This window comes from Motiliproteus sp. SC1-56 (assembly GCF_017309075.1).
GTDB lineage: Bacteria > Pseudomonadota > Gammaproteobacteria > Pseudomonadales > Balneatricaceae > Motiliproteus.
The window spans coordinates 206835-227856 of record NZ_JAEMGS010000002.1; the positions used below are offsets into that span (position 1 = coordinate 206835).

At 63.5% G+C, this 21022-nt stretch carries 23 protein-coding genes and 1 pseudogene; 18 read left to right on the top strand and 6 right to left on the bottom strand.

All coding sequences use genetic code 11. The features are described 5' to 3' along the window. Nucleotides 1-78: 78 nt before the first annotated feature. The 6 genes from JGZ97_RS02755 (at nucleotide 79) to JGZ97_RS02780 (ending at nucleotide 7383) form a co-directional block, all read left to right on the top strand. Complete coding sequence (locus JGZ97_RS02755; protein ID WP_207061076.1) at nucleotides 79-327, top strand: hypothetical protein; 249 nt, start codon at nucleotides 79-81, stop codon at nucleotides 325-327. A gap of 38 nt (nucleotides 328-365) precedes the next feature. Further along, nucleotides 366-2540, top strand: coding sequence for a bifunctional 23S rRNA (guanine(2069)-N(7))-methyltransferase RlmK/23S rRNA (guanine(2445)-N(2))-methyltransferase RlmL (gene rlmKL, locus JGZ97_RS02760; RefSeq protein WP_370583981.1), 2175 nt, complete (start codon nucleotides 366-368; stop codon nucleotides 2538-2540). Beyond that, complete coding sequence (locus JGZ97_RS02765) at nucleotides 2537-4690, top strand: GNAT family N-acetyltransferase (RefSeq protein WP_207061078.1); 2154 nt, start codon at nucleotides 2537-2539, stop codon at nucleotides 4688-4690. The genes rlmKL and JGZ97_RS02765 overlap by 4 nt, the downstream gene beginning before the upstream one ends. Nucleotides 4691-4776: 86 nt before the next feature. Continuing rightward, entirely contained in the window at nucleotides 4777-5478 is a 702-nt protein-coding gene (locus JGZ97_RS02770) for a DUF1614 domain-containing protein (protein WP_370583990.1), read from the top strand. Continuing rightward, on the top strand, nucleotides 5478-6233 hold the full coding sequence (locus JGZ97_RS02775) for a glycerophosphodiester phosphodiesterase family protein (protein ID WP_207061080.1): 756 nt from the start codon (nucleotides 5478-5480) through the stop codon (nucleotides 6231-6233). The genes JGZ97_RS02770 and JGZ97_RS02775 overlap by 1 nt, the downstream gene beginning before the upstream one ends. Then, entirely contained in the window at nucleotides 6214-7383 is a 1170-nt protein-coding gene (locus tag JGZ97_RS02780; protein ID WP_207061081.1) for an FAD-dependent oxidoreductase, read from the top strand. Before JGZ97_RS02775 ends, JGZ97_RS02780 begins: the two co-directional genes overlap by 20 nt. A 26-nt stretch (nucleotides 7384-7409) precedes the next feature. Here the strand turns inward: JGZ97_RS02780 and JGZ97_RS02785 are convergent, their stop codons facing one another. The 5 genes from JGZ97_RS02785 to JGZ97_RS18430 all read right to left on the bottom strand — a co-directional run bounded on the left by JGZ97_RS02785 (nucleotide 7410) and on the right by JGZ97_RS18430 (nucleotide 11077). Beyond that, entirely contained in the window at nucleotides 7410-8846 is a 1437-nt protein-coding gene (locus JGZ97_RS02785; protein WP_207061082.1) for an FGGY family carbohydrate kinase, read from the bottom strand. A 174-nt stretch (nucleotides 8847-9020) separates the two neighbouring features. Next, nucleotides 9021-9317 (bottom strand): helix-turn-helix domain-containing protein, encoded by a 297-nt coding sequence (locus tag JGZ97_RS02790; protein ID WP_207061083.1) that lies wholly within the window; start codon nucleotides 9315-9317, stop codon nucleotides 9021-9023. Then, entirely contained in the window at nucleotides 9304-9651 is a 348-nt protein-coding gene (locus tag JGZ97_RS02795) for a hypothetical protein (RefSeq protein WP_207061084.1), read from the bottom strand. Before JGZ97_RS02795 ends, JGZ97_RS02790 begins: the two co-directional genes overlap by 14 nt. Continuing rightward, nucleotides 9648-10514 carry a DNA replication terminus site-binding protein gene (locus tag JGZ97_RS02800; protein ID WP_207061085.1) on the bottom strand — a complete coding sequence of 289 codons (867 nt, stop codon included), beginning with the start codon at nucleotides 10512-10514 and terminating at the stop codon, nucleotides 9648-9650. The genes JGZ97_RS02795 and JGZ97_RS02800 overlap by 4 nt, the downstream gene beginning before the upstream one ends. Then, a complete protein-coding gene (locus JGZ97_RS18430) occupies nucleotides 10514-11077 on the bottom strand; it encodes a PilZ domain-containing protein (RefSeq protein WP_207061086.1) in 564 nt (187 codons plus the stop codon). Before JGZ97_RS18430 ends, JGZ97_RS02800 begins: the two co-directional genes overlap by 1 nt. 102 nt (nucleotides 11078-11179) lie before the next feature. Here JGZ97_RS18430 and JGZ97_RS02810 point away from each other — a divergent pair, with 102 nt between their 5' ends. After that, nucleotides 11180-12427: a lipoprotein-releasing ABC transporter permease subunit gene (locus JGZ97_RS02810; protein WP_207061087.1), complete on the top strand. Its 1248-nt coding sequence runs from the start codon at nucleotides 11180-11182 to the stop codon at nucleotides 12425-12427. Further along, entirely contained in the window at nucleotides 12420-13106 is a 687-nt protein-coding gene (lolD, locus tag JGZ97_RS02815; RefSeq protein WP_207061088.1) for a lipoprotein-releasing ABC transporter ATP-binding protein LolD, read from the top strand. The genes JGZ97_RS02810 and lolD overlap by 8 nt, the downstream gene beginning before the upstream one ends. Nucleotides 13107-13158: 52 nt before the next feature. Here the strand turns inward: lolD and JGZ97_RS02820 are convergent, their stop codons facing one another. After that, on the bottom strand, nucleotides 13159-13683 hold the full coding sequence (locus JGZ97_RS02820) for a DUF2062 domain-containing protein (RefSeq protein WP_207061089.1): 525 nt from the start codon (nucleotides 13681-13683) through the stop codon (nucleotides 13159-13161). Nucleotides 13684-13920: 237 nt separating this feature from the next. On the opposite strand from JGZ97_RS02820, the pseudogene JGZ97_RS18435 reads away from it, so the two are divergent. The 10 genes and pseudogenes from JGZ97_RS18435 to murB all read left to right on the top strand — a co-directional run. Then, a pseudogene (locus JGZ97_RS18435) lies at nucleotides 13921-14742 on the top strand (ComEC/Rec2 family competence protein); the annotation flags it as partial. Between the two features lie 61 nt (nucleotides 14743-14803). Next, nucleotides 14804-15700 (top strand): ComEC/Rec2 family competence protein, encoded by an 897-nt coding sequence (locus JGZ97_RS02830; protein WP_370583982.1) that lies wholly within the window; start codon nucleotides 14804-14806, stop codon nucleotides 15698-15700. A gap of 54 nt (nucleotides 15701-15754) precedes the next feature. Then, nucleotides 15755-16387, top strand: coding sequence for a MotA/TolQ/ExbB proton channel family protein (locus JGZ97_RS02835; RefSeq protein ID WP_207061092.1), 633 nt, complete (start codon nucleotides 15755-15757; stop codon nucleotides 16385-16387). Further along, nucleotides 16384-16806 carry a biopolymer transporter ExbD gene (locus JGZ97_RS02840; protein WP_207061093.1) on the top strand — a complete coding sequence of 141 codons (423 nt, stop codon included), beginning with the start codon at nucleotides 16384-16386 and terminating at the stop codon, nucleotides 16804-16806. Before JGZ97_RS02835 ends, JGZ97_RS02840 begins: the two co-directional genes overlap by 4 nt. Nucleotides 16807-16809: 3 nt before the next feature. Then, nucleotides 16810-17781: a tetraacyldisaccharide 4'-kinase gene (lpxK, locus tag JGZ97_RS02845; protein ID WP_207061094.1), complete on the top strand. Its 972-nt coding sequence runs from the start codon at nucleotides 16810-16812 to the stop codon at nucleotides 17779-17781. An 11-nt stretch (nucleotides 17782-17792) separates the two neighbouring features. Next, nucleotides 17793-17978 carry a Trm112 family protein gene (locus JGZ97_RS02850; protein ID WP_207061095.1) on the top strand — a complete coding sequence of 62 codons (186 nt, stop codon included), beginning with the start codon at nucleotides 17793-17795 and terminating at the stop codon, nucleotides 17976-17978. After that, nucleotides 17979-18740, top strand: coding sequence for a 3-deoxy-manno-octulosonate cytidylyltransferase (kdsB, locus tag JGZ97_RS02855; RefSeq protein WP_207061096.1), 762 nt, complete (start codon nucleotides 17979-17981; stop codon nucleotides 18738-18740). Nucleotides 18741-18763: 23 nt separating this feature from the next. After that, nucleotides 18764-19165: a bacteriohemerythrin gene (locus JGZ97_RS02860; RefSeq protein WP_207061097.1), complete on the top strand. Its 402-nt coding sequence runs from the start codon at nucleotides 18764-18766 to the stop codon at nucleotides 19163-19165. Between the two features lie 5 nt (nucleotides 19166-19170). Then, nucleotides 19171-19665 carry a low molecular weight protein-tyrosine-phosphatase gene (locus tag JGZ97_RS02865; protein WP_207061098.1) on the top strand — a complete coding sequence of 165 codons (495 nt, stop codon included), beginning with the start codon at nucleotides 19171-19173 and terminating at the stop codon, nucleotides 19663-19665. Next, nucleotides 19662-20672, top strand: coding sequence for a UDP-N-acetylmuramate dehydrogenase (gene murB / locus JGZ97_RS02870; protein ID WP_207061099.1), 1011 nt, complete (start codon nucleotides 19662-19664; stop codon nucleotides 20670-20672). Before JGZ97_RS02865 ends, murB begins: the two co-directional genes overlap by 4 nt. Nucleotides 20673-21022 lie beyond the last annotated feature (350 nt).

Here is a 21022-nt window from a genome sequence, read left to right on the forward strand (position 1 = left end):
GTCTATCCATGCGGTGAGAACTGCTGACGGCCACTGTAACCGTCACAACGCATGCGCCGGCAGGAGCCGACTCCTTCCTTGTATCCAATTTCGCGGGCGTTGTCGATAGGTGTGGTGAGTCAAGGTGTCTACAAAAAAAACAGCATGCGTGTACCAAAGGGAAAAAATTTTTATGAACAGGCACCTAAGCGCCTTTTCGAAGAGGCGGCTGGGAAACTGAAAAAAATTAATAGCCCGCCGCGCACCGCCAGGTTGGCGGTGCGCCCTGTCGGCGAAACCGGCGGCAATAAATGGTATTATCCGCGCTTTGAGTCAATCTCCAGTTAGGTTCCCCTCCCTTGTCATCACAATCGCCTTCCTTTCGTTTGTTTATAAGCTGTCCCAAAGGCCTGGAAACCCTGCTCGCCGAGGAGGTGAGCTCCCTTGGCGGGGAGGCCGTTACCGCCACGGCCGCCGGGGTCTATTGCGAAGGCGGGCTGGCGCTGGCCTACCGGATCTGCCTCTGGTCACGCTTGGCGAACCGGGTATTGCTGCCGTTGGCGAAATTTCCCGTCGACAGCGCCGAGGATTTGTACCGCGGGGTGCAGAGCATCGAGTGGCTTGAGCACCTGCGCTCCACCGGCACCCTGTTGGTGGGCTTTGTCGGCACCAGCCGTGGCATCAAGAACACCCACTTCGGGGCCCTCAAGGTCAAGGACGCCATCGTCGACCAGGTGCGCAGCCGCACCGGCGCCCGCCCCAGTATCGACAAGGCCACCCCGGATCTTCGAATCAACCTTTACCTGAGTAAAGGCGAGGCGCGCCTGAGCCTGGACCTTTCCGGGGAGAGCCTGCACCGCAGGGGGTACCGCAGTCGTGGCGGGGCGGCTCCGCTGAAGGAAAACCTGGCAGCGGCCCTGCTGCTGCGTAGCGGCTGGCCGGCGATGGCGGCCGAACAGCGCCCCCTGATCGACCCCATGTGCGGCTCCGGCACCCTGTTGATCGAGGCGGCGTTGATGGCGGCCGGCATTGCCCCCGGGCTGTTGCGCCAGCGGTTCGGGTTCGAGAACTGGCTCAAGCACGAGCCCGGGCTCTGGCAGCAGCTGCTGCGCGAAGCGAGGCAGGCGCGTCTCGCGGCCCAGGAGGCGACGCTGCCGGAAATACACGGCTACGATGCCAACCCCGAGGCGGTCTCCATCGCCCGTGGCAACATTCAGCGGGCAGGCATGGAGAAGCATATTCGGGTCAGCCAGCGGGAACTGGCCGACCTCAAGCCCCTGACCCACAAGCGTGACCTGCCCCCCGGGCTGCTCCTGACCAACCCGCCTTACGGCGAGCGGCTCAGCGAAACGCCGGTTATCGTCTACCTCTACCGTCACCTGGGGCAGGCGTTGCGGGCCGGTTTCGAGGGCTGGAAAGCCGGGGTTTTCACCAGCAACCCGGACCTGGGCAAGGCGATCGGCCTGCGGGCAACCAAACAGTACAAACTGTTCAATGGCGCGCTACCCAGTAAACTGCTGCTGTTCGATATCGACCCCGCCCACTATCATCGTGAACTGAGTGAGCAACAGGCGAGCGGGCAGGCGAGTGCGGAAGGCGCCCCGGCCGCCGAAGCGGCGGCGCCGATGCTGGTTAACCGGCTGCGCAAGAACCTTAAGCAGCTGGACAAGTGGGCCCGTCGGGAAAACATCAGCTGCTACCGGGTTTACGACGCCGATATGCCCGAGTACGCCCTGGCCATCGACCGCTACCAGGACTGGGTGCAGGTGCAGGAGTACGCGGCGCCGGCGTCGGTCGACCCGGTCAAGGCGATGCAGCGCCTGGAGGATGCCATGGCGGCGATTCCAGCGGTCATGGGGGTGCCTGCCGAAAAAGTGGTTCTCAAGCAGCGCCGGCGCCAGAGCGGGCGCGAGCAGTACCAGCGGCTCGATCAGCAGCAGGCGTTTCTGGAAGTGGAAGAGGGCGGAGCGCGGCTGTTGGTCAACCTCCACGATTACCTGGATACGGGGCTGTTCCTGGACCATCGCCCTGTGCGCCTCGAGATTCAGGCTAAAGCGCGGGACAAACGCTTTCTGAACCTGTTCTGTTACACCGCATCGGCGAGCGTGCACGCGGCACTTGGTGGCGCACGCAGTACCACCAGCGTGGACCTTTCCAACACCTACCTGGAGTGGGCCCGTAAAAACCTGGCGCTCAACGGCCTCAGCGAAAAGATCAACACCGTGGTGCAGGCCGATGTCCTGCGCTGGCTCAACGGGTGTGAGGAGCAGTTCGACCTGATCTTCATGGATCCGCCGACCTTCTCCAACTCGAAGAAGATGCGCGAAACCCTGGACGTTCAGCGTGACCACGTGAGCCTGATTCGCCAGGCCGTGGCTCGTCTCGCCCCCGGCGGCGAGTTGATCTTCTCCAATAACCTGCGTCGTTTCCGCATGGATGCCGAGGCGCTGGCAGACCTGCAGGTGGAAGATATCACCGCCCGTACCATCGATCGGGATTTCGCCCGCAGCCCGCGCATCCACAACTGCTGGTCGATCCGCCGTCGAGAAGAGCGAGGGTGACCGAGGCCACCGCCCAGTTCGAAACGCTTCTGGCTGCCCTGAGGACTCGGGGCGAGGTCAGCCGCCACCGCCAGCTGCTGGTGCTGAGCGGCACGCCCGAGTGGGCACGCGTACTGGCCAAGGAGGCGCGAGGGTGGTGGTCGTCGGCCTCCACACTGTGGATCGGCGAGACTGAAGAGGCGGTTCCCGCGGCGCAGGCGACCCGCTACCTGGGTGCGGAGTTTGACCTTCTGGTCTTCGATGCCCTCGACCAAATTGACCCCGACGCCCTGGCGGCGACAACTGGGACCCTGCGCGGCGGCGGTTTGATGGTGTTGCTGATGCCGCCGTTGGTCGACCTTGTCGAGGGAGCGGCCAGCCCGTTCCGGCGTTGGCTGGCCGGGCAGCTGCATGCGGCACCGGAGCCCGTGCTGTGGCAGCAGGGGGAAACGCCCCCCGCGTTGCCGAACGCGGCGCCCCCGACTGAGCCAGTGCCCACCCCCTCGGACGCGGCTTATCGCACCGAGGATCAGGCCCGCGCCGTGGCCGCTATTCTGAGGGTGGTGCAGGGCCATCGCAGGCGGCCTTTGGTGCTTAAGGCGGACCGCGGCCGCGGCAAGAGCGTGGCCCTGGCCATCGCGGTCTGGCGCTTGCTGCAGCAGGGGCCGCGCCAAATTCTGGTCACCGCACCCTCCCGGGCTGCCCTGGCCAGTTTTTATGCCTGGCTGCAGGAGCGGGGCCTCAAGGCAGCCTCTGGCGGGCAGATCACATATAACGGCGGCGAGCTGCGCTTCGTGGCTCCCGATGAACTGCTGCACGGGCTCCCCCGCACCGACCTGCTGCTGGTAGATGAGGCGGCGGCGTTGCCTGCTCCCATGCTGCGCAGGATGGTGCAGGAATACGCCCGCGTGGTCTTCTCCACCACGGTACACGGCTACGAGGGAACGGGCAGGGGCTTTGAGCTGCGCTTTCAGGGTGAGCTGGATACTTTGGCGCCGGGGTGGAGCGCGTTGCAGCTGGCGGCGCCGGTGCGCTGGGCCCCTGGCGACCCGCTTGAACGGTGGATATTCAGGACGTTGTTGTTGGCGGCCAAACCGGCGGTGACGCTGCCGCCGGCGCAACCGCCCGAGGCGGTTGAGTGCCGCTTATGGTCGCCAGCCGAGCTGGTCGATAACCCCGGGATTCTGTCGCAGCTGTTTGCCCTGCTGGTCCAGGCGCACTACAGGACCACCCCCGGTGACCTGCAGGACCTGCTGAACGGCGATTTTCTGGATACCTGGGTCAGCATTCAGCAGGGCTGCGTGCTGGGGGCTGTGCTGGTGGCCCGAGAGGGGGGCTTTGACCGTGACCTTGCTCGGGAAATATGGGCGGGGCGGCGGCGTCCACGCGGTCACCTCCTCCCCCAGGTGCTCGCCGCCCAGGGAGGCTGGCTCGCGGCACCGGAGTTCCGTTACTGGCGGGTAGTGCGCATCGCCGTGCACCCGGCGGTTCAGCGTGGCGGTTTGGGCACTCGAATGCTGGCCCAACTGGGGGCCTCGGCCGAAAGCGAAGGTGTGGACATGCTCGGCTCGAGCTTCGGGCTGACAGCGGATCTGGCCCACTTCTGGGGCCAGGCCGGATTCCGGCCATTGCGCCTGGGGCTGCGGCGTGACGCCAGCAGCGGCTGTCACTCGCTGATGGTGGTCCGCCCGCTCAACCTCGAAGCCGGCTCGCTGGTTGAAAAGATCCAGGCCCGTTTCGTGTCCCACTTGCCGCCGCAACTGGGCGCACCGCTGCAAGAAATGGAGGCCGAGGCGGTGGTTGCGTTGCTCGCCCGGCTACCCAGGGCGCGGATGAGCGCAGACCCCCAGGACTGGCTTGACCGCGTGAGCTTTGCGGCGGGACAACGGGGGCTGGAGCAGTGCCGGCCAGCCCTGCAGGGGCTGGTCCTGGACCTCTTGACCGATGCGCGGGTAACGGTTGAGCCCGAGGTGGCCCTGCTGTGGGTCCAGGCGGTACTGCAAGGACGCCCCTGGCGCGATTGCCGGTCCGACCACCCGCCGGGGAGCCGCGGGCGCAAGGCGGGGCTGGCACGTCTGCGCGCCAGCTTGATGCCCTTTCTGCGCTGCCGCCTGCCCGCTGGGCTCACCCCGTTGCTGGCCGCGCTGGAGGCAGATCCCGGCCCGTCCTGATCGCGGTTGTGCTTGAAGCTGACAAAGCACGCCCTCCTTACCATACTGAGTTTGAAGGAGTCACGGGGACGGGCGGTTTGCATTACGTGATTACCCTGGCGCTGCTGGGAATCTTTTTTTACACCGGGGTGATGGAGAGTGCCTTCCACAGGTTGGATCTCTCCGCCGATGAGCTGGGCTACGCCATGGCGCTCTCGATTTTACTTAGCCTCATCAATATTCAGCTGTTCAGCCTTCGCCCCGGGGCGAGCGGCCCCCGGGGGGCGGGTGAAATCAAATCGCCGCTCCGCGTGCCGGTTGGCATCAACCTGGGCGGTTGTGTCACCCCGCTGTTTTTCTGCTTCTACCTGCTGCACCGCTATCCCTTCGAGCCGCTTCCCCTGGTCGCGTTGGTGCTGGCGGTGGCGACGATCGTCTACCCGCTCAGCCGGGTTGAGAAGGGCCAGGGGCTGGTGGTTCACCTGGCCGGGGCGATTCTTGGGGCATCGCTCGGGGCGAGCCTGCTCGAGGGTGAAGGCTACCTGGTCGGGGCGTATTGCGCAGCGGTGCTGGGAACACTGATCGGTGGGGACCTGGCCCACCTGGCCCAGCTCAGACACCTGCGCCTGGCTGCCCGGCGAGGCATCTTCATCGGTGGGGCAGGTTTGATGGACGCCATCTTTCTGTCGGGGCTTTTCGCCCTCTTCGCAGCCGAGGCGCTGCACGGCGGTGTCATCAACGGGGGCGTGGCCGGCGCCACCGAGGTGACCGCCCTCCATGGTTTCGCCCTCGGGAGTGTGACCGGTTGATGTGGCCGCAACGTCTCATCGCTCACCGGGGGTATCCTTCCCGCTTTCCGGAAAACACCCGCATCGGCTTTGAGGCGGCTATCGAGGCGGGCGCTCTTAACCTGGAGGCGGACCTCCAGCTTAGTGCGGACAAGGTGCCGGTGTTGTTTCACGACCGCAATTTGCAGCGCCTCTGTGGTGCACAGGGGGTAGTGCACCGCCACGCTCTGGAAGACCTCAAGAGTCTTTCTCCCTTTGATCCGCAACGCCTGGGAAGGCGCTTTAAGGGGGTGGAGATCCTTACCCTGGAGGAGCTGGTGGCGCTGGTCAGCGGTCACCCCCGGATTACCCTCTACCTGGAGATCAAGCGCCTGCCGTTAAAGGTGTTCGGCACGGCAGCGGTGCTTGAAACCGTGCTGCCACGACTGGCGCCGATTGCTGAGCGCACCGTATTGATCAGTTTCTCCTGCTTTGTACTGCGGGCGGCCAAGGCGCGCGGCTGGAAGCGCCTGGGGCCGGTGTTGAGCCGCTGGGCGGATATGCGCAGACCCACGGTGCAGGAGCTGGAGCCGGAAGTGGTGTTTCTTGACCAGCGCCGCCTGCCGCTGGGGATCGAGTACCCGCCGCGGGTGCCGCGCCTGGCCCTGTATGAAATCTCCGATCCCGCGCGGGCGCAAGCATTGGCCGCCCGCGGTTCTCACTTTATCGAAACCGATGCGATTGGCGAGATGCTGGCCGCCCTTGCGGGGAGTAAAGGTGGAACCACGGGAATTTGAAATTGCGGTGATCGGCGGCGGAATCCAGGGTGCGGGAGTGGCCCAGGCGGCCGCGGCGGCGGGCTACTCCGTGCTCTTACTTGAGCGGCGGGACTGGGGGGACGGAACCTCCAGCCGCTCCAGCAAGCTGATCCACGGGGGGTTGCGTTACCTGGAGTCCGGCCAGTGGTCCCTGGTGCGCAAAGCGCTGGCCGAAAGGTCGGTATTGCTGCGAATTGCGCCGGGCCTTGTGCGCCCGGTGCCGTTTCTCATTCCCTTGTACCGGAACAGCCAACGCCGGCCTTGGCAGGTAGGGCTGGGGCTGCGGTTGTACCGGATGCTGGCCGCCGGGGCTGATCTCTCGAATTTTGAACGGCTGGGCCTTGAAAGCGATGCGCTGCCGGCACAGTTGAAACGGGGCGGGCTGAGGGCGGTGTTTCGGTACTGGGATGCCCAGACCGATGACCGCCTGCTTACCCGGGGGGTGGTTGCCTCCGCCGCCGGGCTGGGCGTCGAGTTGAACCGGGGGGCGGAACTTCGCGAAGCGCGAGCGGTGAATGGGGGCTGGCGGATCAGCTGGCAGCAGGGCACGGAGCGCCTCGAGGGAAGCTGCCGGGTGTTGGTAAATGCCACCGGTCCCTGGGTGAACCGGGTGATGGACCGGTTAAACCCTCGGCCCCGAAGCCTCCCAATGGAGATGGTGCAGGGCACGCACCTGGTGCTTGATGCTGAACTGGGCGGCGCCGTTTATTACCTGGAAGCGGAGGATCGGCGAGGGGTGTTTGCCATGCCTTGGCAGGGGCGGACCCTGCTGGGTACCACCGAAGTGCAATACCTTGGCGATCCCGACGACTGCACGCCTACGGTGGCTGAGGAACGTTACCTGCTCGCCACCCTGGCGCGTTACTTTGACGCCCAGCGCCCCACGGTTACCACCCGTTATGCCGGACTGCGGGTGTTGCCCAGCGCCGACGGCGGTTTTTTCGACCGGCCCCGCGACACCGTTCGCCTGGAAGAGTGGGACGGAATGCGGGGCGTAATCACTCTTTACGGGGGTAAACTAACCACCTATCGGGTCACCGCGGTGGAGACGGTGGCCGTCATTGCACGGCACCTGGGGGCGCGCGCGCCTCGGGCGGATACCGCCTCTCTGCTCCTGCCCGGGTGCTAGGTTGCTACCACAAGGGGGTTCAGCAGCTAGGGGTGGCTCAGCAGCCGCTCCATGCATGTCTGCCAGCGCCGGTAGCGCCGTAACAGGGAAGCATTGGCCACAGGTTCAATCCTCTCAGCGGAGGCGCCGCGCCACCCGTCGGGGCACCCTGCCAACAGGTAACCCACGCCCCTTAACGTCGCCTCGCGCTCAAGGGGGCGAAGGACCGGCAGTCCGCTGAGATCCGCCAACCGCTGCCCGAGACCGGGCAAGGCTCCCAGGCCCCCAGTGAGGCGAAGTTGGTGGACCGGGTGCTTTTTCTGAAGGACATCCAGATTGCGCACCACAAGGAAGACGATGCTCTCCAACAGGCCTGCCGCCCGGGCTGGGAAGCTGGCGGGGCCGACAAAACGGCTCTGCAGGTCGCTCCGCCAATCAGGCGAGCCCAGGCCGCCGACGGCATTGAGAAAAAGGGCCGGCTGCGTTACCTCCCGCAGCCAGTGGGCGAGGTCCCGGTCATCAAAGCCCACGGGGGCGTAGCGCCTCAGCCACTCAAGGGCGGCACCGCACCCGTGGATCGTTCCCTCCAGCGCCCAGTTCGCATCGTTGCTACAGGTCAGGAGCAAGGACTGCTGCAGAGGTGCGGGGGATGGGTGCGGGGCGTGAAGGGGAGCGAGCACGAACCCGCCGGTGCCCAGGTTGACCAGGGCGTCGGGGTCAGGGCGGCCCGAGGCATACAGGGCCGCGCCCTGGTCGCCTCCCAGGAAGCCTCCCTGCAATTCGGTGCCTGCAAAAGAGGCGCGTCCCCAGTCCCCGATGCAGGGGGCAAGCGCGGGCAACCAACGGCGTTTGAGGTTGAAATTGCGCAGCAACTCAGGCTGCCAATCCTTCTCCCGCTGGCCCCAAAGCAGGGTACGTTGCGCGGATGCCGGGTCCACCGCCGCCGGGCGTGCGAACCCGGTCAGCGCTGCCATTAGGTAGCCGGCCAGGGGGGAGAGGCACAGGCTGCCCTTTTTGGCGGCCGCCTGCACCTTGGGCAGGTTGTCCAGGCACCAGCGAAACTTGCTTGCGCCATGGTGGGCAGAGGGGTAGAGCCCGGTCAGCTGCTGGAGTTGGAAGCGCTGCTCAGGGGAAGGATGAAACGGGGACGCGCCGCGCACATCCTGCCAGCTGATAACGGGCGTCAGCGGCTCTCCGCTGAGTCGGTCCCAGGCGATCAGGCTGGCCCGCTGGCAGGCCAGACCGAAGCGTTTGACCTTGACGCGCAACCCGGGTGGCAGTTGGGCGAGGGTTTGGGCGGCGGCTTGACGGAGGCTTTCTACCAAAGCCTCGGGCGACTGCTCCACCCGTCCGGGGCTCGGATGGCGCGTCGTGACGGCAACAGCGAACGATGCGAGGCATTCACCGCGGACGTCAAAAATGGCGGCGCGGCTGCTGCCGCCGCCTTGATCCAGGGCGAGAAACAGCGCTTCGGGCTCGGCCATCGGCGTCTCTGCTCAGCGTAACTCGGTTTTAAGGAGGGCTCTGCAGGGATTTAAGTTTGAAAACGGCGCAGATGCCACTGGGTTTGCCGCCGCGGAACCGGCACCTCGGTCCTTGTTCTGTGCGCCGAAAGTGGGCGCAGTCACGGCAGTTGCGTCGGACAGGTGCGGCAGGTTTCATGGTGCGGGGGTAACGCCGAGCAGCTGTTCGAGATCCCGGTGGTGGCTTTCAATCCACTGCAGGTTGATCGGTCCCCACTGCTCGATACGGTAGTAACCGTCATTGTTGCGCACGCCATCCTGCTGAAAGTGGAGTTCGATCCCCATTCCCGGCAGCGCCTTGATGATGTCCTGAAGGGTGCGTCGTGGCCAGCCGGTGAGCCGCATCAGCGAAGGGACGCTCGGCCGGTCCTCGGTGGCAATCAGGTAGGCGGTCAGCAGCCGGCGGCAGAACGTGGGGTTAAGTTCGGTCATCGTTGGTGGTGTCCTGTTGGGCGCCCTCATTGGAGGGCTTCGGGGTGGCGTTGTCCGGCTGGGTACCGTAGTAGGTGTCCTCGTAATACCGTCCCTGGATCTCAAGGCGCCGGTTGATGAAGCGGACATAGTGTTTCCAGGCGAGAAAAGCCGGTGTCATCCAGATCATCACCGCCACCATTTTGAAGGCACCCTGGTGGGAAACCGGCCCCAGGGATGCGACCCAACCGGTAAAGTTCAGGTACTGCATCAGGTAGAAAGCGGCGACAAGGAAGATGAAACCGAGCGCCATCAACAAGTGATAGAGAAGACCGCTGCGTCCTGGCTGGCTCACGACATATCCTCAGCGTAACGGTGAACCCGAAGGCTCGGTAAAAATGGGGTGGCCTCAATGCGGCAATCGCTGCGAACCCGGCGTTGCCGCGTTGGCGGCGGTGAAAGCGTCGGCTGGTTGAAATCGGGAAAGGGCCTGGCCGGGTCCCAGGCAAAAAACAGCGGCAGGGACAGGTTGCAGGCCCGGCGGCTACCGTCGCTGTGGACGATGTTGGCGCGCATTAGGGGCGCCTGCTGCTGGACCCTGGCGAGCCCCGTATGGGGCGGCAGCCGGGCAACCTTGTCCAGCTGCACTTGGATATGAGCTGAGTGGGTATCCAGCTTAAGCAGGGCCGCGTGGGCCTTGTCCGCGCGGATCCGTTGAATGCTTCGTCCGCTGCAGTACCAGTTAAATCCGACCCGTTCGGGGTGCTGATCGGTACAGGGGATCTGGCGATAGCACTGGCGCAGGTGCAGCCTGGCCAAACCTTTGCTGCTGAGCGCCTCGCGCAGATCGCTGGGGCGTCGTCCCAGTTGCCTTGACCAGTCGGTCTTTTCGAGCTGGCGAAGCGCGCCGAGTGCCTGCTGGAACTCCTGCTTGGCCCGGTTGACGGCATGGGCACAGGCCAGTCCCGCAGCGTCCGCGGCGACCAGTCCGTGGCGGCTGTCGGTGCGCCGGCCGTCACCGGCGTGCCGGTACCAGAGGTTGCAGCAAAGCTCGACCAACCGGGTTCGAGGATCGAGCCCGCGCGCCTGCTCCTCCTCGGTAAGCGGCACCCAGAACGGCAGGTCGGAGCGGTCCAGCCAGTTCTTCAGGTGGTCCAGTTGCCGGTTCAGTGACTCGAAGGCCTCTACCACCCGGGCGTGGGGCAGGGAGGTTGCCATCAGCCGAGTCTCCGTTTCGCCTGGCGCCGTTGCAGGCCCTGGACAGCCAGCATGCGGCGAACGATACGGTCGCGGGCCTGCGCGTCCAGCTCGATAAACTGTACGCCGAGGCGAAACCGGTTGTCGGTTTGCGCCTGGCTGTAGATCACTTGCCCCCGGCAGAGCAGGGCGGCGCCATCCTTCAGCCGTAGGCGCAGTGCCAATGGTTGCCCGACCTCAAGAGGCTGCGGCCGAAGAAATGATATTCCCCCTTCGCTGAGGGTGACCGGACCGGTTACGCCTTCTGATTCCGCATTAAGGTGGCTGCACAAAGCCGCTGTCAGACATTCTAGCTTGCGGTTGAGCAGCCGAAGTCCGCTGGCAGTGGCCTTGTCCTGCTCGGCAATGCGGCGCAGTGACGGCTCCAGCTCTTCGTCCAGCGCGCTCAGCTGAGCCTGGAGGTCGAAGCCGGGAGAGGGGGGGAAGCACGCGTTAAGGTCTTGAATTTGGGTGTCGATCACCCGCACTTCGACCTGGGCTTCGTCGTCGATACGGAAGTGTTCCCGGCGCTCGGTGGGGGGCACGCTGTTACTCTTCGTCTTGCTTTGAATACAAGGGTTTAATATATCATGAAAATCCGCCCGCCAGCCTAGGTGGTGGCGGGGACTTGTGGTTTAATGCGGGCCATGTACAGACCCGTATCCTTTTTTATCGGCCTCAGGTACACCGGTGCCAAACGCCGCAATCATTTTATCTCCTTCATTTCCCTCGTCTCCATGATCGGCCTGACCCTCGGGGTGGCGGTCCTGATCCTGGTGTTGTCGGTCATGAACGGCTTTGATCGTGAACTGCGCCAACGCATCCTGGGGATGGTCCCTCATGCCACCCTCTCCCAGTATCAGGGCGACCTGGAGAACTGGCAGTCGCTGATCCAGGACACGCTCGAGCCCATGGCGTCTGTCGAGGGCGCGGCGCCCTACATTCACGCCCAGGGCATGCTCACTGCCCGGGGCGAAGTGCGCGGCACCCTGGTTAACGGCATCGACCCTCAGTGGGAGCCGCAGGTGTCGATCATCCAGGAGCATATGCCCGCCGGGCGGCTGGAAAACCTGAAGCCGGGGGAGTTTGGCATTATTCTCGGGGATATCCTGGCCCGCTCCCTGGGCGCGCGGCTTGGGGACAAAGTCACCCTGGTCCTGCCCGAAGCCTCAATTTCGGTGGCTGGGGTGTTCCCCCGCCTGAAACGTTTTACCGTGGTCGGTGTTTTCAAGGTGGGCGCTGAACTTGACGCTTCGATGGCGTACATCCACATCGAGGACGCCGCGCGGATCAAGCGGATGGGAACGGCGGTGGAAGGCGTCAGACTCAAGTTTGATAACCTTTTCAACGCCCCTTACCAGGTACGGGACATCGCCCGCCAGCTGGGGCCGAACTACCGGAGCAGTGACTGGACCCGCACTCACGGCAACCTTTTCCAGGCTATTCAGTTGGAGAAGAAGATGATCGGGCTGCTGCTTTTTATCATCGTCGCCGTGGCCGCGTTCAATATCGTTTCCACCCTGGTGATGGTGGTGACCGACAAACGCTCGGATATCGCCATTTTGCGTACCATGGGTGCCAGCTCCAAAACCATCATGCGCACCTTTATGATTCAGGGGGGCTTTATCGGTGTCGTCGGCACCCTTGCCGGTACGGCCCTGGGGGTGCTGCTGGCGCTCACGGTGACCGACCTCGTCGCCGCCATCGAGCGCCTGTTCAACATTCAGTTTCTCAGTGCGGAGGTCTATTTCATCAGTTATCTGCCGTCACAACTGCGGCTGGAAGACGTCGTGCTTATCTGTGGCAGCTCGTTGCTGATCAGTCTGTTGGCCACCCTTTACCCGGCTTACCGGGCCGCCCAGACCCGGCCGGCGGAGGCGCTGCGTTATGAGTAAAGAGATCGTTATCCGCTGCCGCGAACTGGTCAAACGCTACAGCGAAGGCGAGGCGGTGCTGGAAGTGTTGAGCGGGATCAATCTGGAGGTGGCGGCGGGAGACCGGATTGCCATCGTCGGCAGCTCCGGTTCAGGAAAAAGCACCCTGTTGAACCTGCTCTCCGGGCTGGATACGCCCAGTGCGGGCGAGGTGTCGATCTGCGGCAAGGATCTCGCGCCCCTGGGTGAGAACCAGCGGGCGGCGCTGCGCAACCGAAGCCTGGGGTTCGTTTACCAGTTTCACCATCTGCTTCCCGAATTTACTGCCCTGGAAAACGTGGCGATACCGCTGCTGCTCGGCCGTACGCCAATTGATGAACTGCGCCAGCGGGCGCAGGAGATGTTGTCCCGGGTCGGTCTTAGCGAGCGTTTGGAGCACAAGCCGGCCCAGCTCAGTGGCGGTGAACGCCAGCGGGTGGCCATCGCCCGCGCACTGGTGGCCCACCCCGAGACCGTCCTGATGGACGAGCCCACTGGCAACCTTGACCGGCATACGGCCGAAGACATTCAGTCCTTGATGCTGGAACTCAACCAGACCCTCAATACTGCATTTATTATCGTCACCCACGACCCCCAGCTCGCTGCCCGCATGGACCGGGTGTTGCGACTTGAAGATGGCCGGTTGGTGGAAGATGCCTGAGCCCCGCCGGCGAGTACCTGTTATCCGTCCGGCTTGATTCGAAAAGGGTGGTTTAGCCGCGGCGGCTGCGGTCTTTCTGGCGCCGCCGCCAGCTTCGGCCGACGTGCCAAACCCAGAGATAGCGTACCGCCAGGTAGCTCAATACCGCGAAGATCACTCCACAGACCACCGATCCCAACAGCAGCGGCCACCACACCTGCGAGACCTCCTGTGTCAGCCAGGCCAGGGAAAGTTCGATATGAATTTCACGTACGGGGCGATCCAGCAGCAGTGCGCCCACTTTGTAGGTGAAATAAAAAATCGGCGGCATGGTCAGCGGGTTGGTAATCCACACCAGGCCCACGGAGACCGGCAGGTTGCTCCTTACCCAGATGGCTAGCAGTGCTGCGACCAGCATCTGCATGGGAATGGGGAGAAACGCGCAGAAGACGCCCACCAAAAACGCTAGCGAAACCGACGAGCGGTTTAAATGCCAGAGGTTCGGATCGTGAAGCAGCGACCCCAGTTTGCTGAGATGGGGGTGTTCTTTGATCTTCGCCTCGTCGGGTAGGTAACGCTTGATAATACGACGGGGCATGGGTTGGGTGACGGGCTATTCTTCATGAAATATGGGCGAATTATGCACGTTAAGGGCCGTTAAGCCAAGGAAGCCCGCGAAATTGGGGATCACGGATGATCAGGTTTGCCTTGGGATTGGCGTCGGTGGCCTTTTGGCCGGCACTGCCTTCGGTGTGGGGGCTTGCAGCCTTGCTGGTGTCGGCAATTCTGGGGCTGTTTTGCACGCCGTTACGGCCGCTCATTCCGCTGGTTTTTGGTGTGTGCTGGGGGCTGGGGTGGGGCCTCTGGTCCCTCGAGCACCGGTTGCCTTTGGCCTGGGAGGGGCGCGATCTCGAAGCCCGGGGGACGGTGGTTGGACTGCCCCGCGAAGAGGGCGGGCGCCGGACTGTTGCGGGCGTTGCTGCTGGGTGACCGGCGCGGTTTGAGCGAAGCTCAGTGGCGGCGCCTTCGGGAGACCGGGACCGTCCATCTGGTGGTGATCAGCGGCTTGCACATAGGCCTGGTGGCGATGGTGCTGTTTTCGGCGACCCGGCTCGCTGTCAGTCGGGTTTGGGGTGGCGGCCTGCTGAGGGGGCGTCGGCTCGCGGTTGGAGTGGGGCTTTTGGGAGCTGCCGCTTATGCCTTGCTGGCCGGTCTCTCGTTGCCGACACAACGGGCGCTGGTGATGGTGGGAACGCTGTTGTTCGCACTCGGTGGCGGACGTCGTTTTGGCGCGAGCCAGCGCCTGCTGATGGCCCTGGTGCTGGTCTTGTTGATTGATCCCTTGGCGCCAAGGGGAGCCGGGTTCTGGCTCTCTTTTACGGCTACCGGGGTGTTGCTTTATCTGTTTTGCGGTCGTTTGCAGCCCCCGGGGCGCGCACGCGGCCTCCTGGGGGCGCAGGGTGCGGTGTTCGTCGGTCTCGCGCCACCTCTGGCGTTCTACTTTCAACAGGTGCCCTGGCTGGCCCCTTTGGTCAATCTGATCGCGATTCCCTATGTCAGTTTGTTGGTATTGCCCTTGGCGTTGGCGGCCTTGTTGGTGCTGGCGTTGGCTCCAGGCCCGGGTTCTGCCGGGCTAGGGCTGGCGGCGAGTCTTTTAGAACACGGCATGGCTGGGCTGGCCTTGATCGAGGGACAGTGGGCAGGCGTGGCATCCACGGGTGGCCGCGGGCTGGGGGCTGGTGCTGGCGGCCTTGGCGGTAGTGGTAGGGCTCTCTCCCGGGGGGAAGGCGCGTATCGGGTTGGCCGGAGTGCTGGCGCTGCCATTGCTGGTTCCTGCCAGCCAGGCACCCGCCCACGGGGGATTTCGGGTGGTGATGTTGGATGTCGGCCAGGGCTTGTCCGTGTTGGTTGAAACGGCAGCTCACCGGCTGCTTTATGACACCGGGCCGGGTTATCCCTCGGGCTTTACCGCGGCACAGGCGGCTATCGTGCCCTACCTTCGTCAGGCGGGTGTTACCGGGCTGGACCGATTGGTGATCAGTCACAATGACAACGACCATGCCGGGGGGCTGCACGCGGTGCGCGATGCGGTGGAGGTGGCGTCACTTTGGCGGGGGAGCGGGTCCGGCGAAGAGGTGGCCTGTCGGGCAGGAGAGAGCTGGAATTGGGACGGCGTCAGTTTCCAGGTGCTGCACCCAGGAGCGAGGGCACCGGGGAACGAGAATAATCGCTCCTGCGTGTTGCGGGTGGATAACAACGGGCGCCACAGCCTGCTGCTTACCGGTGACATCGAGGCGGCGGTGGAGGCGGCGCTGGTCACCGGCGGGGCCGGGGTGCTGCGGGCCGATACCCTGGTCGCGCCTCACCACGGCAGTCGATCTTCCTCGAGTCCGCCCTGGGTCGCCGCGGTTCAGCCGCGCAGGGTGTTGTTCAGCGCCGGTTACCGAAACCCGTTCAATCATCCCCATCCCCAGGTGCGGGCGCGTTACCGTGCGGCCGGTGCTGAGCTGCTGGAAACAGCCTCCCTGGGGGCGGTCACCCTGGAGGTTGACCTGGGTCAGCCGGAGCGCATCCAGGGCTATACCGAGCGCACTTTGCGGTACTGGTGGGACTAAGGTTTGAAATGATTTTGTGGTACATTAGCGCGGTTTTTTCGAGAGGAGTTAGCTGTGCTTGAACTGGTGAAATCCGGCGGTTGGTTGATGGTGCCGATATTGCTTTGCTCGGTAGCCGCACTGGGCATTGGGGTTGAGCGTTTCTGGACGTTGCGGCGCCAGCGCGTGGCGCCCAAGCATTTGGTGGCGGACGTCTGGGCTCAGATTCAGAAGGGCGCCCTGAGTCGTGAACAACTGGCGGGTATTCGTGCCTCTTCGGCGCTGGGGCAGATTGTCGTTGCCGGGCTGAATAACTCAAAGCACGGTCGCGAGGTGATGAAAGAGAGCATCCAGGAAGCGGCATCCAAGGTGATTCACGAGCTGGAGCGTTTTCTCAACCCGCTGGGCACCATCGCCGCGGTCTCGCCGCTGCTGGGCCTGCTGGGTACCGTGGTGGGCATGATCAAAGTGTTCAGTGAGATCATGATTCAGGGGACCGGTAATGCAGGGGTGCTTGCCGGTGGCATTTCCGAAGCGCTGATTACTACCGCGGCGGGGCTGAGCGTGGCTATCCCGGCGGTGGTTATGCACCGTTATTTCCTGCGCCGCGTCGACTCCTTGGTGGTGGAGATGGAGCAGGAAGCCGTGAAATTGGTCGAAGTGGTGCACGGCGATCGCGAAGTAGATTTTGAACAGGCCGCCTCGTGAAATTCAAACGCCAGACCAGCGAGGAGGTCAGTGTCAACCTGACCCCGCTCATCGATGTTGTTTTCCTGTTGCTGATCTTTTTTATGGTTTCCACGACGTTTACTCGGGAAACCCACCTGAAAATTGACTTGCCCAAGGCCTCGGGACAGGAGGCGGAGTCCCAGGTTCGGATCGTCGACATCAGCATCACCGCTGAAGGTCAGTACGCGGTTAACGGCGACACCTTGGTCAATGCGCAACTGAGCACGCTCAAAAAAGCCATCAGCAAGGCAGCCCGCAACGATAAGGATGTACCTCTGGTGATCACGGCGGACGCCAGCTCGCCTCACCAGAGCGTGGTGACCGCCATGGACGCCGCCGGCCAACTGGGGTTCGTTCATCTCTCCATCACCACCCGCAGCCCCGAGGCCACCCCCTAAGTTATGCGGTGGCTGGAGCAGGCCTGGTATGGCCCGCGCGCCTGGCTGCGGCCGCTTGCGCCGCTCGAGCACCTTTTCAGCGTCCTGGCGCGCCGCCGGCGGCAGCAGTTTAGTCGCGGTGAAAAGAGCGTCTGGCGGGCGCCGGTGCCGGTGATCGTGGTGGGCAATATCAGCATCGGCGGAACCGGCAAGACGCCTCTGACAGTGGCTCTGATCGAGCATCTGCGGCAGGCGGGCTTCAACCCCGGCGTGATCAGCCGGGGCTATGGCGCCAAGGCGCCCCGCTACCCCTGGCGGGTCAGTCCGGACGACTCGCCGGTCGAAGCGGGGGACGAGCCGTTGATGCTGGTCAGGCGGACCGGGTGTCCGCTGGTGATCGACGCCGACCGCAGCGCGGCGGCCAAGGCGCTGCTGGAGACTGCTGACTGCGACCTGATACTTAGCGACGACGGCCTGCAGCACTATGCGCTCCACCGGGATCTGGAAATTGCAGTGGTGGACGGTCAGCGCGGGCTCGGCAACGGCCACTGCCTGCCCGTGGGGCCGCTGCGCGAGCCCCCGGAGCGGTTGCAGGAGGTGGACTTCGTGGTGGTAAATGGTCAGGGCTGGAATTACCCCCATGCCCACCGCATGCAGTTGCGCCCGGCAAGGTTTTACAGTTTGGCGGGAGAGGCGAGTACGCCGCATTTAGGGACGGTTAACGCGATCGCGGGTATCGGTAACCCACAGCGCTTTTTTTCTGCGCTCAAGGAGCTGGGATACCAGGTCATCGAGCACCCTTTCCCTGACCATCACCCCTTTACCGAGACCGAATTGGACTTTAACAATCCTCACCCGGTGATCATGACCGAAAAAGATGCGGTAAAATGTAGGGCCTTTGCCGCGCCCGGCAGGTATTATCTGGCCGTTGAGGCGGAGATCTCGCCGGCGTTTTTTGATAGCCTCAGCGGGCGAATAGCGGCCCTGAAACCCTAGGTAAATCGACGATGGACAAAAAACTACTGGATATTCTCGTCTGCCCCGTGTCTAAAGCACCGGTAGAGTGGAACAAGGAAAGCAACGAGCTGTTCTGCCGCGCCAGCGGGCTGGCTTATCCCATTCGGGACGGTATCCCCGTGATGCTGGAGGCCGAGGCGCGTGAGCTGACGCCGGCGGAGCGGGAGCGCAAATAGGTGATCTTTTCCGTCATCATTCCTGCCCGTTACGCATCTTCGCGCTTGCCGGGCAAGCCCCTGCAGGATATCGCTGGCCGGCCGATGATCGAACATGTGTACCGGCGGGCGCTGGAGAGCGAGGCGGCGCGGGTGGTAATTGCAACCGACGACCCACGGATTGAGTCGGTTGCCAAGGGCTTCGGCGCCGAGGTGGTGATGACCGATGCGGCGCACCCGTCGGGCACCGACCGTCTGCAGGAGGTGGTCACCCGGCTCGGGCTCTACGCGGACGACATCGTGGTGAACGTCCAGGGGGATGAGCCGTTGATTCCGCCGCGGATTATCAACCAGGTGGCTCATAACCTGGCCGCTGAGCCGGCTGCCAGCATCGCAACCTTGTCAGAGCCGATCGAGGACCTGGCGACGTTTAAAAATCCGAATGTGGTGAAGGTGGTGGCTGACCAGCAGGGGCGGGCCCTCTACTTCAGCCGCGCTCCCATTCCCTGGCCGCGGGATGCCATGGCCGACGACGCGCTTGAGGCGCTGCCCCAAGGTTATGGCTTTCAACGCCATATCGGGATCTACGCCTATCGGGTTAAATTGCTGAACGATTTTGTCCGCTGGCCGCCGTGCCCGCTGGAACAGACGGAGTGCCTGGAGCAACTGCGCGCCATGTGGCACGGTGCCCAGATTCACGTCGCCGAGGCCGATGAAGCGCCCCCCGCCGGGGTCGATACGCCTGAAGACCTGGCACGGGTCAGGGCGCTGTTGGCCGGCTGATCCAGATCGACGAGGAATTTTAATTGGTTGCTAAATATCTGTGGCGGGACGAGTACGCCATTGGCAATGAGGAAATCGACAGCCAGCATAGGCGCCTGTTCGAGTTGTTGGACGAACTCTACCAGGCCGTTTGTCAGGGTAATGCGTCCCAGAGCGTGATGCCGGTGCTCGAGGAGCTGGTGGCCTATACCCGCGAGCACTTTTATGCCGAAGAGTCGTTGATGCGGGAGGTGAACTACCCGGGGCTGGCTCAGCACCAGCAGGAGCACGAGGCGCTATTGGCCGCTGTGCAGAGGAAGATCGCCGCACTTGAACGTGGCGACAAGGTACTGAGTATTGAGCTGCTTGAGTTCGTGCACCAGTGGCTGAGCGGCCACATCCTCAACAGCGATCGTGCCGTAGCCAGCTTCTGCCGCGGTAGGTAGCTATCATGACCACCGGCAAAGCGCTCTCCGTTCTGTTCGTCTGTCTTGGCAATATCTGCCGTTCGCCCACTGCGCACGGGGTTTTCCTGCGGCTGATTGAGGAAGCAGGGCTCGAAGGGCGCGTTGCCGTTGACTCGGCCGGTACTGCCGCCTATCACATCGGAAAAGCACCAGATCCGAGAACCCGGGAGGCGGCCGTGCGCAGAGGGTATGATCTCTCCGCGTTGCGCGCACGCCAGGTCGAGCCGGAGGACTTCCAGCGCTTCGATTACATACTGGCAATGGACAACAGCAACCTGGCTGATCTTCGCGACCTGGCCCCCGCCGGTGGGCGGGCACGGGTCCAGCTGTTCCTCGAATTTGCCGGTTCCGGTGCGCCGTCAGAGGTGCCTGACCCCTACTATGGCGGGGCTGATGGTTTTGACCAGGTTCTGGACTTGGTGGAAGGCGCCGCGCGGGGGTTGCTGGTCGAAATCAACCAGCGGCTGCAGCGGCTGTGATTTCACTGGAAACTAACCGCGCCCTGCGCGACGAGAATACCCTGCATCTGCCCGCGCGGGCCCTCAGGTTTCTGCGGGCCGATCAGCTTGACCAGGCGCGCGAAGCGATCGAGCTCGCCCGTGAACAACGTTGGCCCCTGCTTGTGTTGGGCGGTGGCAGCAATCTGGTGCTGACCCGGGATTTCCCTGGTCTGTGCCTGCAAATAGCGCTGGCCGGGATTTCCCATCGCCCGCTGGATGGCGAATGGGTCGAGGTCAGCGCTGCGGCTGGTGAGAGCTGGCACGGGTTTGTGGAGCACTGCCTGATGCAGGGCTGGTACGGGCTGGAGAATCTGGCGCTGATACCGGGCACGGTCGGGGCTTCGCCCATCCAGAATATTGGCGCATACGGGGTTGAAATAAAGGATTTTTTCCACGAGCTGGAGGCCATAGACCGCACTACCGGTAAGCTGCGGCGTTTTACGCGAGCGCAGTGCGGCTTTGGCTACCGGGACAGCGTTTTCAAGCGTGACGGGCGCGACCGTTATGTTATTACTCAAGTGACCTTTCGCTTGCGCCGCAAGCCCCGCCTTAACTTAGCCTACGGCGCCCTGGCCCAGGCGCTATCCCATCTGGAGTCTCCCGGCCCCCGGGATCTATTCAATGCCGTGGTGGCCCTGCGTCGGGCCAAGCTGCCCGATCCGGCGCAACTGCCTAACGTCGGTAGCTTCTTCAAGAACCCTGTGGTATCCGAGGGGCAGTTTTCACAGTTAAAGACGCAATACCCGGAGCTGGTGGCCTTCCCGGACCCCAAGGGGGTTAAGCTGGCAGCAGGTTGGCTGATCGAGAAGGCTGGCTGGAAAGGGGTGTGCGATGGTGGTGTCGCCGTCCACGAGGCTCAAGCGCTGGTGCTTGTGAATCGGGGGGGGGCACGAGGTGAGGACGTCTTGCGTCTTGCCGGCCGCATTCAGGCGGACATTCAAGCCCGTTTTGGGGTCGGCCTTGAGATTGAGCCCCGCGTCTACTGATGAGCCTTCTTTTTTTCGTCTCCTGGCAACTTTAAGCCAAAAATAAGCCCTGCCGATGACCGACGGCATAATACCCTAGCTTTTCGGTTATTCCCCATTGTTTTCTTCGAGTTAATTCCCTCTTGCGCTTGGGGCCGCTGCTGCGCGGTGCAAGCAGGGCGCAGCAGTGGCCTTTCGCCCAATGGCGAAGGGCGGGGCAGTGTCTATTCTGAAAATACGCATAAATGTATTAGAGGGATCTTGAGTATGAAGGATGCGTGGATTGGGCGCAGGGTGGCGTCCCTGCCTGCTTTTTTGGCTTTGTGGGTCATGCTTTTGGTGAGCGCTCCCGGGCGCGCACTGGATGCATT

Coding starts and splice junctions, on each gene's coding strand:
- JGZ97_RS02775 (WP_207061080.1), top strand. CDS start 5,478: ATGTGGCCGCAACGTCTCATCGCTCACCGGGGGTATCCTTCCCGCTTT.
- JGZ97_RS02785 (WP_207061082.1), bottom strand. CDS start 8,846: ATGGCCGAGCCCGAAGCGCTGTTTCTCGCCCTGGATCAAGGCGGCGGC.
- JGZ97_RS02790 (WP_207061083.1), bottom strand. CDS start 9,317: ATGACCGAACTTAACCCCACGTTCTGCCGCCGGCTGCTGACCGCCTAC.
- JGZ97_RS02800 (WP_207061085.1), bottom strand. CDS start 10,514: ATGGCAACCTCCCTGCCCCACGCCCGGGTGGTAGAGGCCTTCGAGTCA.
- JGZ97_RS02810 (WP_207061087.1), top strand. CDS start 11,180: ATGTACAGACCCGTATCCTTTTTTATCGGCCTCAGGTACACCGGTGCC.
- lolD (WP_207061088.1), top strand. CDS start 12,420: ATGAGTAAAGAGATCGTTATCCGCTGCCGCGAACTGGTCAAACGCTAC.
- JGZ97_RS02820 (WP_207061089.1), bottom strand. CDS start 13,683: ATGCCCCGTCGTATTATCAAGCGTTACCTACCCGACGAGGCGAAGATC.
- lpxK (WP_207061094.1), top strand. CDS start 16,810: ATGCGGTGGCTGGAGCAGGCCTGGTATGGCCCGCGCGCCTGGCTGCGG.
- JGZ97_RS02850 (WP_207061095.1), top strand. CDS start 17,793: ATGGACAAAAAACTACTGGATATTCTCGTCTGCCCCGTGTCTAAAGCA.
- JGZ97_RS02865 (WP_207061098.1), top strand. CDS start 19,171: ATGACCACCGGCAAAGCGCTCTCCGTTCTGTTCGTCTGTCTTGGCAAT.